Here is a 15,352-nt window from a genome sequence, read left to right on the forward strand (position 1 = left end):
CCGCCTCCGAGCCGAGACGCGTCCGCTTCAGGGAGGGACCCGATAATGGCCGATGTCGTTCTGCTCGGACTGTTCATCGGCGTCCTGCTCGTCCTGTACCTGTTCGAAGTCCCCGTCGTGTACGCGCTGGGGCTGACGAGTCTCATCCTCATGTGGACCACGTCGATTCCGTTCGAGCCGCTTCTGGTCGCCCAGACGATGGTCTCCGGGACCAACTCGTTCGTGCTGTTGGCGATTCCGCTGTTCCTCCAGACGGGGCTGTTGATGAACAAGCTCGGCCTGACGGACGTCATCTTCGACTTCGCGAAGGCCATCGTCGGCCCGATTCGCGGCGGGCTCGCTCACGTCAACATCGTCGCCAGTATCATCTTCTCCGGAATGACGGGGACCGCCGCAGCGGACGCCGCGGGCCTCGGCGCTATCGAGTACCGCGCGATGCGCGAGGAAGGATACGACCAGGGATTCAGCGTCGCCGTCACCGGGTCGTCGTCCATCATCGGCCCGATTATCCCGCCGAGCGTCCCGCTCATCATCTACGGGATTCTCGCGCAGGTCTCCATTGGCACGCTGTTCATCGCCGGACTCGTCCCGGGGCTGGTGATGGGCGTCGGACTGATGGCGCTGTGTAGTTTCTACGCCCATCGGAACGGCTACGAGAAGGGCGACTGGTGGTCGCTCGGCGAACTCGGCCGGACCTGTTACCGGGCGCTGCCCGCGCTCGGCACCCCGGCGCTCATCATCGGCGGGATTCTGGGCGGCTGGTTCACCGCGACCGAGGCGGGCGCAGTCGCGCTGTTCTACACGCTCATCATCGGGACCGTCTTCTACGACGGCCTCTCTCGGGAGGAACTCGTCGCGTCGTTCGACGAGGGGATGACCCACACCGCGACGCTCACGTTCATCGTCGCGGCGGCGTCCCTGTACGGCTTTCTCATCCGTCGCGCACAGCTCCCGGAGATTCTCGCACAGGCCATCACGGGCGTCTCGACGGACCCGCTCGTGCTCATGTTGCTCATCGCGGGCGTTCTGTTCATCGTCGGGCTGATGTTGGAGACGATTGCGGCGATAACCATCCTCACGCCGGTGTTCCTCCCCATCGTCGAGCAGACCGCTATCAGCCCGATTCACTTCGGCGTCGTGATGATCGTCACGCTGATGATCGGCCTGCTCACGCCGCCGTTCGGCGTCATCCTGTTCGTGCTCAACGCCGTCACCGGCGTCTCGCTCGAACGGATTACTCGGCACATGGTCCCGTTCTACCTGCCGCTTCTGTTGACCCTCCTGTCGATTATCGTCTTCCCGGAGCTCGTCCTCTGGCTGCCGCGCGCGATAGGGCTCGCCTGAGCGGCGCTCCAATCTCTTTTTACAACGGCTACCGCCGGCGCGTAGATGACGGTCCGGGAGCGATTCGCTTCGCGAGTTCGTCTGTCGACCGCAAGAGTTAGCATGTCGTAGTCGGTGGAATCGGATATGGTGGAGACATCACCCACGGTTACCGTATCGGATAGCGCTGCGGTCGTCATCGGCGGCACGAGCGGCATCGGTCGGGCCATCGCGCTCGCCTTCGCCGACGACGGTGCCGACGTTGTGGCGACGAGTCGCAGCGCGGACGCCGTCGAGGAGACCGCCGAGGAGCTCCGCGACCGCGGCGCGAAGACCGCCGAGGTGACGTGTGACGTCCGAGACGACGAGTCGATAGAGAACCTCTACGAGGTCGCCAGCGACGCCATCGGAGACGTCGACATCCTCGTGAACTCGGCGGGGTCGGTCGCGAGAGCGTCCGTCTCGGAGATGAGCGACGACCAGTGGAGTCAAGACATCGACGTGAACCTGACGGGCGTCTTTCGGGCGTGCCGCGTCTTCGGCCGCGAGATGGAGTCCGGGAGCATCGTGAACATCTCCTCGATGTCAGCACGGCAGGCCCGCGAGGAGCGCCCGGCCTACTGCGCCGCGAAGAGCGGCGTGAACGGGCTCACGCGCGCCGCGGCGGCCGACCTCGCGCCCGACGTGCGCGTCAACGCAATCGAGCCGGGGTTCGTCAATACCCCGCTCGCGGGCGACGGCTTCAACGAGGGAACCGAACTGCGAAAGAAGATAGACGAGGGAACGCCGATGGAACGCGTCGCGACGCCGGACGAAATCGCGGGCGCGGCCGTCTACCTCGCCAGCGACGCGGCGTCGTTCACGACGGGCGCGGTCATCACCGTCGACGGCGGCTACAACGACAACGCGTTATAGCGCGTCGCTGACGCGGATTACGCCTTTTACTTCTTCGGGCTCGGCTGCGCGGTCAAACGCGGCCTGCGTGTCCTCGAACGACGACTCGAAGGTCACGATACTGTCGACGTCGAACCGACCCGTCTCGATTCCCTCGATGGCCTTCGGGTACGTGTTACTGAATCTGAACGAGCCCTTCAGGTCGTACTCTTGCCCGATGGTCTCGACGATGTCAGTGGGGAACTCGGGTTCGAGGGGGATACCGACGAAGACGACGGTGCCGCCGCGTTTGACGGCCTCGGTCGTCGTCTCGATGGCGCCGCCGAAGCCGGAACTCTCGAGGACCACGTCGACGCCGCGTTCGTCGACGTGTTCGCGAATCGTCTCGACGGGGTCGGACTCCGTCACGTCGACCGCGTAGTCGACGCCGCGGGACTCGGCCAGTGCGAGCTTTTCGGGGACGACGTCGGTCAGGACGACCGTCTCGGCCCCGCGGGCCATCGCGACTTCCGAGACGAGCTGACCGATGGGGCCGCCGCCGGTGACCAACACCGTGTCCCCGTCGGAGACGCCGCCGCGCTGACAGGCGTGCATCGCGACGCTCAGCGGTTCCGCGAGCGCCCCTTCCCGGAGCGACACCGAGTCCGGAAGCGCGTACAGGTACTCGGCGGGCCACGCGACGTACTCGGTCAGCGCGCCCTCGACCGGCGGCGAAGACATGTACTCCATATCCTCACAGAGGTGGTAGGTGTCGTCGCCGGCGCAGTACCCGCACTCTCCGCACGGGAGACCGGGTTCGATTGCCACGCGGTCGTCGGGACCGACGCGGGAGACCCCGTCGCCAACCTCGACGACAGTACCGGCGGCCTCGTGACCGAGGACGTGGGGGAACTCGACGACGTTGCCCCCGTTTTCCCCGTGTTGGTAGTAGTGTAAGTCGGACCCGCAGATGCCGACGCGGTCGATTCGAACCAGAACTTCGTCGGGGGCGATTGTCGGGAGGTCTCGCTCGACAAGTGTGAATTCACTAACAGCTGTGAGCTCGCAGGTTCGCATGCTTGTACCGAAGAGAATTACGGTTATATTCCTTTTGCCGCGTGGGTCACGATGGGCGATAGCGTGGAGCGTATTCACCGCGCTCGACCGGTGAGTTCGCCCTCTCAGAGGATAGTTAACAGAGACAGACAAATCATGCTATCGTTCTATAAACGCACATCTTCACGTAGAGACTATAATCTGAATTATTTGAGTTATTTATTATTCATATACCATATCCGACTTTGAGGACAATACCTCCACAAAATAGCAGATATGAATTTCAAACAGAATTAGTTCTAACAACCCAACGAGGACCCGAGTGTCAGAATTGTTCAATTTGAACACTAATATCGGCCCATTACCGCTACGATTTTACACTGATAGAGGTGGAACACACAACAGAACCACGGCGCGACACGCCCTCGGCCGCGGGGCCGAACGTCACGATACGCCGTCGCGTGGCGGGACTCTCCCCGCGGCGGTCGTCGTGGGGCGCGTTGGGCGTTCATCCTCGCATCGCCAAGACGTACGCGACGCCGGTGAGGCCGGCCCACGCGACACCCGCGGCGAGGCCGACGCCGATCAGCGAAGCGGTGCCGACGAGGCCGCCGATGAGCCAGACGAGGACGGCCGCGCCCGCCAACAGCTGTATTCGAAGGCCGCTCACCGGGGGCGACCGACGCTGAAGGGTCAGCGCCATCCCGTAGCCGCCGAGACCCAGCGCACCCACGTAGAGCCCGCTTCCGAGAAGCCCCCACACCGAGGCCAGTCCGCCGAGGAACCCGCCGTCGGTCGAATCGTTCGTCGGCGAGTGAGACGTGGTCGTCGCCCCCGCCGTGTTCGGCGAGGTCGCTGTCGTCACCGATGGAGTCGCTTCGGGCGGCGCGACACCAACCGTCGCCCTGACGGTGTCGCTGTCGATACCGAGCCGACTCTCGACGGCTAACCCGACGTCGAGAGGCTGTTCGCTCATCGTGACGCTGAGTTCGGGGGTCGACTGCACCGCTCGCTCGGTCCCGTTCACGAAGAAGTGATAGCGACCGACTGGGGAGGTGTCGCTCGTCGAGCCGGCCCCGGACAGTCGGAGTTCGTCCGCGGCTGTCGCTGTCGCCGGGGCGTCGATTCGGGCAGTCGGCCGAGTGTACAACTCGTCGGGTGCTGCGGTTCGGAACGGCGTGAAATCGACCCAGCCGCGCTCGGTGACGACGGGGTTCCCCTCTCCGGACGGAAGAATCGACGAGTGATACGGACCGCTGGCAGCGCCCCAGTAGTTGGACTCGGCGTCGACGGTCCGAATCGGGTCCACCACGATTCGGGCGGTCGCGTTCGCGCTGACCAGCCGCTCGATGTCGACCGTCAGACCCCGGTCTTGGCCGTAGATACTGTTGTTGACGACGTGGTGGGTCCTGGTTCCCTCGCCGGCCGTTTGGACCCCGATGCCGGTCGGAAGCGCGCCGCTCACGCGACGAATCGTCAGGGCGCTGGCTTCCGCGCTCCGCGTCTCGCTCTCGCCGTCCGTCCGTAGGACGACGACCGTGTCGTCCCAGAGCCGAGCGACCGTGAGCCGCTGTGTCAACTCGGGATTGGCGACGAGTTCTTCCAGCGGAACCGTCGACTCTGCTTGGTTGATGATCGCACCGGACGCCCCCTCCGCGACGTACACCCCCGTTCCCGGCGTCACTCCCGAAACGGGAACCGGGTCCGCAAAGGCGTTCGTGTTGAACACGATGTCGTTGTCTCGAACGTCGGTCTCGACGACCCCGCGGACGACGACGCCGTAGGAGTTGGCGGCGATAGTGTTGTTGGCGACCGAAAGCTCGCCGCGGTGCGTTATCGGGCTGGCGACGAGCAGCCCCGCGCCGGCGTTGTTCGCCAGTCGGTTCTCGCTGACGTTCGTCCGGTGAATAATCAGGTCCGAGCGGACCGAAACGGCGTGGCCCCCGTTATCGCGGACGGTGTTATTCCGGACGGCGACCCCGCGTGCCGCCGCTCCCGTCCGGAGCTCCAGTCCCGCTCCTCCGTTGTCCCGGACAGCGTTATCCGCCAGTGTGAGACCCGATACGACGGTCCCATCGAGGGCGAAGCCGTCGCCGCCGTTCTCGACGAGGCGGTTCCCGCGAACGTCGCTCCCCCGCGTCAGCCAGTTATCGACGTGGACGGCGTCCCCGCCGTTACCGCGAATCGCGTTGTCGGTGAGTTGCAGATTCAGTTCGAGACTGCGAGCGGTGAGGTCGACGCCGTGGCCGACGTTGTCCGCCAGCGTGTTGTCACGGATGGTGACCGCGCCGGGTTGCGGGAGTTGGGTCCCAGACTGGCGGATACGGATGCCGGTCTGAGCGCCGCGAACCTCGTTTCCGACCACGGTCGCCGTCGTTTCGTCGCGAGCGTCGAGTTGGATGCCGGCGTCACCGGCGGTGATTTCGTTGTGCAGCAGCGTCGTGTCGCTCCGGGCCGCACGAACCGCGATTCCGCTGCCCGCGGTCGCCGAAATCTCGTTGTTCAACAGCCAGAGCCGGCCGATGCCGTCGGCGGCGACGAAGACCCCGTTCCCGTTGATATCGCGGAACGACGACTCGCGAACGGTGAGCTGTCGCACGCGCGTCGTAGACGCGGCGCGCTCGTCGACCGGCGACGTGACGTTTCCGACGGTGAGCGAGCCCCGAACGCCGTCCGAGAGCTGTGAGACTGTCCCCTTGCGGAGGTCGACCGCAACGGGATAGAACCCGCGTGTCTCCGGGTTGACGACGTCCTCGTACTCCACGAGGAGTCGGCCGTCGCTCGGAATGCTGACCGGCCTCGACAGCGAGATTCGCACGCGACCGTCCCGCGCCGAGACGTCCGTGACGAACGAGTCGAACGACCGCTCTATCGTTCCGTTTCGGTTGCTATCGAGACCGATGCGTTCGATGCTCTCCGCGTCGACGTCGTCGACGGAGCCGGCATCGGCGTACCGGAGTTCCACCGCGTCGAAGGTCACACCGACGCCGGCATCGAGCGACAGCGTGTGGACCGACCGCTCTTCGCGCTCCGCGGGTGACGCCGTAATCGAGGTCTCGCCGGTCGCGCCCGACAGGGGCGTCGCCCGAATCGCGTGCCCGTCGATGCGTCGGAACGCCGACCGCTCGATGGTGATCCGCGGCGTCTCCGCGGCGTCGTCGACAGACAGCCCGGCCTTCGAGAAGTCTCGGAACGTCGAGTCGGTAATCGTAATCGACCCGTCTGCGCGGGACACGGTGACGCCGCTCGTCCCGCCCTGCAGGGTCGTGTTGCGCACGACGAGTCGGGACTCACTCGTCCCGTTGTAGCGGATGCTCGCCCACCGGCGGTCGGCCGCGGCACCCGCGGACCGCGAAACCGTCACCGGTCGGGCCGCCGTGCCGTCGACGACGAGTGAGCCGTCGACGGAGAGCGTGATTCCCTCGGCGAGTTGAACGTCGGTCCCGGGTCGTATCGTCAGCGTCGTCCCGGGGTCGATGTGGACGCTCTGGATGATTCGGTAGGGGCCATCCTCCGGCGTCCACGTCGTGTCCGCGGCGATGTCCGATTCCACGAACGTCGTGCTGGTCTCGTTTTCGACGGCCGCGACCGGGCCGGCGAGGGGGACGAACAGCGCCGCGACGACGAGTACGACGAGCGCCTGTCGAGTCCGAGTGAGATGGGAGGGAGTAGAGAACGTCATGCGTCGGTCGAAGATACGGTATAAGTGCCTTCCGCGTGATATAAATGAAGTGGTACTCGGCTCTGAAATCGACGGCGGTCTGCCAGCGGGCGTCACGACCTAACGTTCACGCGACGAGACGCCGACCGTGACTCGAATCATTGGCTGAGTAGATAATAAAATAATATTGAACTTACCTCGTAAATATAAGAATAACAACCTATTTTCGAGACCACCGGCGAGACAGCGAACGCGAACAGTACCAGGCGCTTGGTGACGAGCGCACGCAGACAAGAACGCTCTCAGCTTGCGAGTGAGATCGCATGGCGAGCGAAGAAGTAGTGGGCGAGAAATAGGGATAGTATAGAATAGAAGGCATATATCGTCCCAATCGCCTATTATGAACGTAGAACGTACAAAATACGAAATCTATAATCTGTCGTAGAGCACGTCTCAACGATATATGAGAGAGTGTGAGGGAACGGCCCGGGATGTCTTAGAGTAACTGCCTTATATCACAAAATATTTATAAATTTAACAGAATGAATCTATTTCGTATATGTTATTTAAATCAACATGAAATGGGTTCCAAGACACCAGAACGCTGTGCGTTCTGGGAGCGCCTATCAGGTGTTCGCGGTCCAGCACTACGTGACCGGGTGTCCACTCGCAAAGCGTCTCGTCAACGCTGTACAGTTCTCGTACACAATTCGGTAGCAAGCCTACAAGCCCACGACTTCAGTCGTGGGTCGCTGACTCGCTGACCTCGAAGTACTCGAAGTCGCAGTACCCACCGTCGACCGCAGATTCGCTCGACTGCGCGACGAACAAACCGATTTTGGCACCGATCCAGCGTCCCTGCTGGGCTTGGAACGGCTCTCCAATCGACTCGAAGCCGGCATCGTCGGTCGCGTACGCGAACTGGACGCGCCCCCCGTCTTCGACAGTCGCCCGCAGTCGTGCGGACGAGCCCCGGAGGGGTACTCGTTCAACGACCGTGTCAAGGTCACCCTCTGATGGGCTGGTGTTACGAGCCTGTATCAGATTGACTCCGTCCGTGGTCTTACGGACACTGAGGTAGGCGTACTCGGAGCCCATGACGAGAAGCCCTCCGTGTCCGGTTCCTTCTTCGAGGCCGCACCGGACTTCCGTCGTCGCCGTGAACGCCGGGGCGGGGAACTTCTGGAGGAGGAGGCTCGGGACGGACCACAGATTCTCAGACGCATCGACACGCTGTTGGAATAAACGGAGTGCGTCGGGGCGGTCAGTAAGCGAGTGCCAACCGAACTTCGGGTTCCCGTGCCACTGCCACTGGAGCCCTAAGCGGGCCGCTTCGAAGTCGTCGGAGGTCTGCGGGACCATCGTCGGAAGCGTCTCAGCGGCGACGTCGGGCTTTTCGTGCGTTCGGACCGGCTCGCCGGTCCCATCGCCGTCCTCGTCGCGACCGATGACGGGCCACCCGTCGGCCCAAGCGACCGGCTGGAGGTGGACGATGCGGCCGTACGGGTCGACCTCTTGGAAGTGAACGAACCAGTCCTCGCCGCTGTCCAAGCCCACCAGTGCTCCCTGGTGCGGCCCGTTAATCGGTGTCTCCCCCTGGGCGAGGACGATTCGGTCGTCGTACGGGCCGTAGATGTCGTCCGAGCGCAGGACCGTCTGCCACCCATCGCTAACGCCGCCGGCGGGCGCGAAGATGTAATAACTCCCGCCCCGCTTGTACAGCTTTGGCCCCTCGATTGTCGGGTGGTCGTCGTGGCCGTCGAACACCTGTCGGCTTTCGCCGGTGATGTGTGTCCCGTCGGGTGCCATCGGGGCGATGTTGAGCACGCTGTTGAATCCGGCACGGCTCTTCGCGAACGCGTGAGCGAGATACGCGTTCCCGTCGTCGTCCCACAGCGGTGCCGTGTCGATCCACCCCTCGACCTCGTGCACGAGCGTCAGATCGGACCACCGACCCCGGGGGTCGTCGGTCTTGGTCATGTAGACGCCGCGGTCGGGGTCGCCGTAGAAGATGTAGAACGTCCCCTCGTGGTAGTTGATCGAGGGCGCCCAGACACCGTTCCCGTGCTGCGGACGGTCGAAATCTGGTGGTAACTCGTCGATGGCGTGATTGATGAGTCGCCAGTTCACGAGGTCGCGCGAGTGGAGTATCGGAAGCCCCGGGACGGCGTTGAAGCTCGAAGCGGTCATGAAGAAGTCATCACCCACGCGAACCACGTCGGGGTCGGAGTAATCCGCGTAGATGATCGGGTTCCGATACCGGCCGTCGTCGAGGGTCGGTCCCCAGACTGCTGCGGTGTGTTTCATGATAGCTGACAACAAGTAACGCATGAATAAACGTTGTGTTCAGGTCTCTCGATTGCACGGCGTTGAACGCTCTCACCAGACATTCGGTACTGGGGGCATCGGGTGGTTGACGACGGACGCGTCCCGCGTGAGACGAACCATATCGAGTTGCAGTCGACGAACCCGCCGCGACGAGACCGCCGGTATCAATCAGTTTCTGGTCACGCTGGGACTCATCGTCGTGTTCACGAGCGGTGGCACGCAGATCGGCTTGGCGACCGGCCCGCTAGAGGCCGTGTTCGAAACGGACCTCCAGCTCTCGTCGATTTCCCTGCTCGCACTCGGCGGCGGTGGGATTCTCTTCGGGGCGTGGATCAGAGGGCCGCGGCTCGTCCGAGCCGTCTCGAACGAATACGCCACGCTCGGGGCGAGACGGTCGATCGCCGCCCTGATTCCCACCTTCCTGATCGCACAGCTCGCAATCGTACTGGGAATCCCGATCTCGTTCAACAAAGTGATGATCGCGAGCATCGTCGGGAGTGGTCTCGCCGCCAGCTCGTCGGACGGAAGCGGCGTCTCACCGCGGAAAGTCGGCATCGCGCTCGGGTCATGGCTCGGGTCGATACCGGGTGCAGGCGTCATCAGCTACGGCCTGTACAATCTGTTGAACGCGGTTCCGGGCGTGGGGTGATCAGGAGACGATTTGGTCGATAATCTCTTCTTCGGCGGCCCGAGTCTTCATCTCCTCCCACGTCTCGAAATCAGTTCTGTCGGCGACGTACTCGTCGAGTCGGGCACGCGAGATGTCCCGTGCGTCGGCAACGTCGTCGAACGCCCACGGGCTCTGATCGCAGAACGCGGCAAACGAGTCGAACTCGGTGTGGTCGCGCATGAACGGTTGCGAGAAGAAGACGTCCGAGTGGACCCGGGTACCCGCTTGCAGTTCGCCGATTCGGTTGAGGGCGTTCCCGACTCGTTCCTCGAGATCCTCCAGTCCAGCAATCTGAAGGTCCATACCGGAGGTGATGTCTCGATGCGGGTAAAAGCCACGACCACCCACTGGCGTCGGTTCGAAACGAGATGGCACACGATGACCGGATGGGTTGCGACTCGCACGAGCGGAATGGACACGTCACCGACGGCAATTCGGCACACCCGCGACGAGACGAGCTATCCCGGCCCCAAGGCTGCGATGTCGGCACCGACTGTCGCCAGCGCATCGGCGGGGTTCGGGTCGCAGTCAGCCAGATGCGTGTACCGGTGGTTCGGAACGCTCGATAGCGCTGCGGCGATAGCCTCGCTGTACGTCTCGACGCCCGGTTCTGTCGGGTCGTTACCTCCCCAAACATCGCGAATGACTGTCATCGAGTCGATTCGGACTTCGAGGCTGTGTGGCTCGTAGCGTGACACCAGTTCGGATAGTCCGAGTTGGAGGGCGACGTACTCGGCGGTGTTGTTCCCCGTCCGAGACCCGACGGGACGGCCGAGCCGTGCGAGTTGGTTCTCTTCTGCGTCCATGATGACCGCGCCCGCGCCCGCCGGACCGGGGTTGCCGCGCGAACTGCCATCGACGTACAGGATGAACGAATCGTCGGTCGGTGCGAGGACTGGCGGGTGAGTGAGTTCCGACGACAGTAGATCATCGAGCGCACGCCGCAACTCGCCCGAGGTCGTCGCGGGGTCGAACAGGCCGCCGTAGCCGGGGACGGCGTCGTCGATGATGTCGGTGGCGGCTGCCATCTCGTAACCGACGCCCGCGAGAACCTCGTCGACGAGCGTGGCGAGCGGTGAGAGGTGCCCGGCGGGACGCGGCTCTTCGGTCACGTCGCCGACACCTTCCTCGGGTTCTCGCTCCGGTCCCTCACCACGTCGCACCTCGCTGCTCTCGCAAGCTCGTCGAACAGCTGCATATCAGCACTCGGTCGTCGAACGAGATAATTCCTTCAGGTTGGTTGGCGAGGGACGTCGGTAAGACACCCTCCTCGGGTGGAACAGCGATGGCACTTCACCAGACGGCACTGTCTAGTTAAAGAAGAAGCCTCACGTCTGGTTCGCACCTCGCCGGACCGAAGGGCCCGCGGACTCGTCGGGGTCGGACAGCTTCCGAGACACCGAAATGCACTACGTTCTGTGGACACCGCTCGGGGCGTTTGTCGTCCACCTCTACGGGATCGCGTATCTACTGAGAGAAACGACACAACTGCCTCGAACTCTCGACATAGAACACTCTCATCAAGCAGTCTATCGATAGCATTCGTTCTGTCAGAAACATATCTCAAACCGCCTGAGCAAACGCCAAATTGGGTTGTGTCGAGGAGGCTGCTGTCGGAATCGATCACAGACTGTCTTGATTATATTATACAATATATTTGGAGATCCAATTCTCGGCGCCGAGTCATTGTTCCGACATAGGGCCGACCCAACGGCTGCGTTTCGCCATCGCCTCTCGGAGAAACACGATATCTCGAGCGCTGTGCTTCTCGGTGAGCATGACGAATAACGAACTTCAATCTCCCTATTAGAATTAAGCGATCGGCTTGCTCCACTAGGTGGAATCTCATCAAGACGTTGCTCCATGTCCTCGAAATTCGAGTCGGTTGCGTCCATCACTCGTAGGTGGGCAGTCGTTGGAGCGCCCATATTAATTCAAAAATACACAATACTATAACAGCCAACGACCGCATCAATCGTCCAACTGACGAACGTCGGCCGAGGTGTTCACTAACGAAACAGTACTATGTCAAGAAACAGCCTTGTGTCGAATATGTCACAATATGAAAACGAGACGATGTCCCATCGGTTTTGGGGGTGGGTCCCTCAACTGCAACCTGTGTTGGCGTCGTCTCAGGCGGGTCGTGAGCGCGGGCAACCACGACAAACACTCGAGAACGTGCGACAGCCACCTCGTATCTCTCGTCTCGGCCGCTCAGTCGGTGAACCGTGGTCAACGGCTGATACCACCGCCGGACTGCTCGCGTACGCGCTTGACCTCTTCGGGGGTGACGACGGCCAAGTCGCCGTCCAGCGTTCGCTTGAGGGCCGCCGTCGCGGCACCCGTTTCGAGCGCGTCGGGGACGGGGTCACCGCGAATCCGCGAGGCGAGATAGCCGCCGACGAACGCGTCGCCCGTACCAATCGGGTCGACCGTCTCGGTTTCGAACGCACCCTGCTCGTACGTCTCGCCGCCGGCGCGGGCGAGTGCGCCCTCGTCGCCGCGCGTGACGACCACCGTCTCGAAGCCGAACTCCGCTTCGAGCGACGCCGCAATCGCGGCCGCGTCGCAGTCGCGTCCGAGAACGGTTCGGGCGTCGCGCGCCGCGACGACGAGCACGTCGACGAGCGGAAAGAGCGGTTCGAGCGTCTCGCGTGCCGCTTCGGGACTCCAGAGCTTCGACCGATAGTTCAGGTCGAACGCGGTGGTCGCCCCCGCGCTCCGCGCGGCGTCGAGAAGCGAGCGCGTCGTCGCTTCCAACTGGTCGGACAGCGCGGGCGTGATACCGCTCGTGTAGTAGTAGGTGGCGTCTTCGAGGAGGCGCGTCGAGAGTTCGTCGGGCGTCGCAGTCGTCACCGCGGCGTCCGCCCGGTCGTAGATGACCGACGTGCCACGCGGTTCGACGCCGTGTTCGAGGTAGTACGTCCCCTGTCGGTGGTCGTCGCTCCAGACGACCGCGGGTTCGACGCCGTGTCGACGTACGTCGGTCGCGACCCGGCGGCCGAGCGCTGAGTCGGGAAGTTTCGACAGCCACGCGGCGTCAGCTCCGAGCCTGCTGGCCGCGATGGCGACGTTCGACTCCGCCCCGGCGGTGCTGAACCACAGGGTGTCGCTCGTCTCCAAGCGGCGTCCTCTCGGAGGTGACAGGCGGACCATCGTCTCGCCGAACGTCACCAGTTCAGGCGTCACAGTATCCACTCCGTCGGGTCGAGTCTTGCATACTCGAACGTCGCGGAGTCGCGCCATAAGGACTCCGCTCTCGACGATGTTTGCTCGCGGCAGTCGCCGGACCCCGAAGGTTAAGCCGTGGGTCGTCCTGCTACGGGTATGGTCGCTTCCACCGCCCAGCGAATCGCAGAGTCGGGTATTGTCGCAATCGTCCGCGGGACCGACCCCGAGACGGCGATCGAGACGGTCGACGCGCTCCGCCGCGGTGGCGTCTCGACGGTCGAGATAACCGCGAACACCGAGGGCGTCCTCGACATGATTCGAGACGTGTCGGAGTCCTTCGCGGCCGACGAGGTGACCGTCGGCGCGGGGACCGTCCTCGACGCGGCGACGGCGCGGGCGGCGACCCTCGCCGGTGCGGAGTTCATCGTCACGCCGTCGTTCGACGAAGGCGTCGTCGAAGCCGCGAACCGCTACGGCGCGCCCTCGCTCGTCGGTATCTCTACGCCAACCGAAGCCGTCAACGCCTTCCAAGCCGGCGCGGACATGGTGAAAGTGTTCCCCGCCGGCACGCTCGGACCGGGGTTTGTCTCGGCACTCGGCGGCCCTCTCGGCCACATCCCGACCGTCCCGACCGGCGGGGTCGGACTGGACAACGTCGGCGAGTTCTTCGACGCGGGCGCGACAGCCGTCGGCGTCGGGAACGCCATCGTCGACGCCGAGGCCATCGCTCGCGGCGAGTTCGGCGTTATCGAAGCGAACGCCCGCGCGTTCAGAGAGGCTGTCGTGGCCGCACGGGCTGAGTAGACACCAGACCGGCTTCGATGGCCGGGACGACCGAACCGTCACGCGTTCTGAACTGCACGAAACGAAAACGGAACCCAACGGTCGACACTGCTTCGGGACCGCGGGGAGGGTAGCGTTGCCACTCCCGACGCGGTGTTTCACCGTCGGCTTCCGCTCTTACCTACGGTCGGGACGGTACCTCCGAGTCGTTCGCTCGACGCGTCACCGCTCGGCGACGACCTCGATTTCCACGTCGATGTCCACGGGGAGTTTCACGACCTCGACGGCGCTCCGTGCCGGATATGGTGCCGACATATACTCGCCGTAAACCTCGTTCACCTCGTCGTAGTAGCGCATGTCTTTGAGGAAGACGGTGGCTTTCACCACGTCCGCGAGCGACGACCCGCCGGCCTCCAGAATCGCCTCGACGTTCTCGAGGGTTCGCTTCGTCTGTTCCGCCGGCGTCCCGTCGACGACTTCGCCCGTTTCGGGGTCGACGGGTCCCTGTCCAGAGACGTAGAGTTTATCGCCGGAGACGACGCCCTGCGAGTACGGTCCGATGCTGTCCGGTGCGTCCGCTGTGGTTAGTTCTTTCATCGTTGATGTGGTTACTGCCGCGATGGTACTTCGTCCGCGTCGTACACTTCATTGATGAACGACGTCGAGAGACTCGTCGTGAGGCCGCCGTCGAGGACGACGTTCTCGCCGGTGATGAAACTGGACAGCTCGGATGCGAGGAACAGCGAGGTGTCCGCGACCTCACGCGGCGTCCCGAAGCGACCAAGCGGGTACTGGTCGAGCCAGCCTTCGCGCGCGTTCGAATCGCCCGTTCGGCCCTCTGTGTTCTCCATCTCCTCGCGCCTGCTCGCGGTTTCTATCGTCCCTGCGGAGATAACGTTCGAGCGAACACCGTGTTGGCCGTAGTGGGCCGCGATGTTTCGCGACATCGCGAGGAGACCGCTTTTCGCCTCCGAGTAGCCGGACAGACCGATGCCGAAGAGCCCGTTGACCGAGCCCATGTGGACCATCGAGCCTCCGCCGGCGGCGACCATGGCCGGGAGGACCTCCTTGCTCAGGAGGAACTGGCTCTTGAGGTTCAGGTCGACCATCCGCTCGAACGTCTCCTCGTCGCAGCGGTGCGCCACGTTCGCGGACTCGTCCGACCCGCCAGCGTTGTTCACCAGCACCTTGACCTCGCCGAACTCGTCGAGCGCGGTATCGACGAGGCTTCGAACCTCGTCGCGGGCGGTCACGTCGCATTCGACCGGAACGACCCGGCCGTCGTGTGCGGCGGTGAGTTCCTCGGCGACCGGTCTCACGTCGTCCAACGAGCGCGAGCAGATGGCGACGTCTCCGCCAGCCTCCGCGAATCGCGCCGCGATTTCGCGACCGATACCTCGAGAGGCACCGGTTACGATTGCCGGACGGTCTCGTAGTGATAACTCAACCATAGCGTGCGCACCGATGTGGTCGGAGCTATTCAACCT

11 protein-coding genes and 1 pseudogene are annotated in these 15,352 nt (G+C 63.6%); 4 read left to right on the forward strand and 8 right to left on the reverse strand.

Going from position 1 to position 15,352, the window contains the following annotated elements; translation table 11 throughout:
* Nucleotides 1-45: 45 nt before the first annotated feature.
* Both C457_RS17700 and C457_RS17705 read left to right on the forward strand, forming a co-directional pair.
* Nucleotides 46-1,344, forward strand: coding sequence for a TRAP transporter large permease (locus C457_RS17700; protein WP_008096801.1), 1,299 nt, complete (start codon nucleotides 46-48; stop codon nucleotides 1,342-1,344).
* Between the two features lie 126 nt (nucleotides 1,345-1,470).
* Nucleotides 1,471-2,238, forward strand: a complete 768-nt coding sequence (locus C457_RS17705; RefSeq protein ID WP_008096802.1) for an SDR family NAD(P)-dependent oxidoreductase — start codon at nucleotides 1,471-1,473, stop codon at nucleotides 2,236-2,238.
* Here the strand turns inward: C457_RS17705 and C457_RS17710 are convergent.
* From C457_RS17710 to C457_RS17720, 3 genes are all read right to left on the reverse strand, one after another.
* On the reverse strand, nucleotides 2,233-3,273 hold the full coding sequence (locus tag C457_RS17710) for an NAD(P)-dependent alcohol dehydrogenase (protein WP_008096803.1): 1,041 nt from the start codon (nucleotides 3,271-3,273) through the stop codon (nucleotides 2,233-2,235). The two genes, C457_RS17705 and C457_RS17710, sit on opposite strands and share 6 nt — an antisense overlap.
* A 487-nt stretch (nucleotides 3,274-3,760) precedes the next feature.
* Nucleotides 3,761-6,934 carry a right-handed parallel beta-helix repeat-containing protein gene (locus C457_RS17715; protein WP_008096804.1) on the reverse strand — a complete coding sequence of 1,058 codons (3,174 nt, stop codon included), beginning with the start codon at nucleotides 6,932-6,934 and terminating at the stop codon, nucleotides 3,761-3,763.
* A 717-nt stretch (nucleotides 6,935-7,651) separates the two neighbouring features.
* Complete coding sequence (locus C457_RS17720) at nucleotides 7,652-9,220, reverse strand: glycoside hydrolase family 43 protein (RefSeq protein ID WP_008096806.1); 1,569 nt, start codon at nucleotides 9,218-9,220, stop codon at nucleotides 7,652-7,654.
* A 166-nt stretch (nucleotides 9,221-9,386) separates the two neighbouring features.
* On the opposite strand from C457_RS17720, the pseudogene C457_RS17725 reads away from it, so the two are divergent.
* Nucleotides 9,387-9,890 (forward strand): annotated as a pseudogene (locus tag C457_RS17725) (inorganic phosphate transporter); the annotation flags it as partial.
* On the opposite strand, the gene C457_RS17730 reads toward C457_RS17725, so the two are convergent.
* From C457_RS17730 to kdgK1, 3 genes are all read right to left on the reverse strand, one after another.
* Entirely contained in the window at nucleotides 9,891-10,214 is a 324-nt protein-coding gene (locus C457_RS17730) for a hypothetical protein (protein WP_008096810.1), read from the reverse strand.
* Nucleotides 10,215-10,369: 155 nt separating this feature from the next.
* Nucleotides 10,370-11,023, reverse strand: coding sequence for a ribonuclease HI family protein (locus C457_RS17735; protein WP_008096811.1), 654 nt, complete (start codon nucleotides 11,021-11,023; stop codon nucleotides 10,370-10,372).
* Between the two features lie 1,120 nt (nucleotides 11,024-12,143).
* Nucleotides 12,144-13,100 carry a bifunctional 2-dehydro-3-deoxygluconokinase/2-dehydro-3-deoxygalactonokinase gene (gene kdgK1, locus C457_RS17740; protein ID WP_083864319.1) on the reverse strand — a complete coding sequence of 319 codons (957 nt, stop codon included), beginning with the start codon at nucleotides 13,098-13,100 and terminating at the stop codon, nucleotides 12,144-12,146.
* A gap of 138 nt (nucleotides 13,101-13,238) precedes the next feature.
* Here kdgK1 and C457_RS17745 point away from each other — a divergent pair, with 138 nt between their 5' ends.
* Nucleotides 13,239-13,886 (forward strand): bifunctional 4-hydroxy-2-oxoglutarate aldolase/2-dehydro-3-deoxy-phosphogluconate aldolase, encoded by a 648-nt coding sequence (locus tag C457_RS17745; RefSeq protein ID WP_008096814.1) that lies wholly within the window; start codon nucleotides 13,239-13,241, stop codon nucleotides 13,884-13,886.
* 201 nt (nucleotides 13,887-14,087) lie between these two features.
* On the opposite strand, the gene C457_RS17750 is transcribed toward C457_RS17745, so the two are convergent.
* Both C457_RS17750 and C457_RS17755 read right to left on the reverse strand, forming a co-directional pair.
* Nucleotides 14,088-14,462 carry a RidA family protein gene (locus C457_RS17750; RefSeq protein WP_008096816.1) on the reverse strand — a complete coding sequence of 125 codons (375 nt, stop codon included), beginning with the start codon at nucleotides 14,460-14,462 and terminating at the stop codon, nucleotides 14,088-14,090.
* An 11-nt stretch (nucleotides 14,463-14,473) separates the two neighbouring features.
* Nucleotides 14,474-15,316: an SDR family NAD(P)-dependent oxidoreductase gene (locus tag C457_RS17755; RefSeq protein ID WP_049913701.1), complete on the reverse strand. Its 843-nt coding sequence runs from the start codon at nucleotides 15,314-15,316 to the stop codon at nucleotides 14,474-14,476.
* Nucleotides 15,317-15,352 lie beyond the last annotated feature (36 nt).

This window comes from Haloferax prahovense DSM 18310 (assembly GCF_000336815.1).
GTDB lineage: Archaea > Halobacteriota > Halobacteria > Halobacteriales > Haloferacaceae > Haloferax > Haloferax prahovense.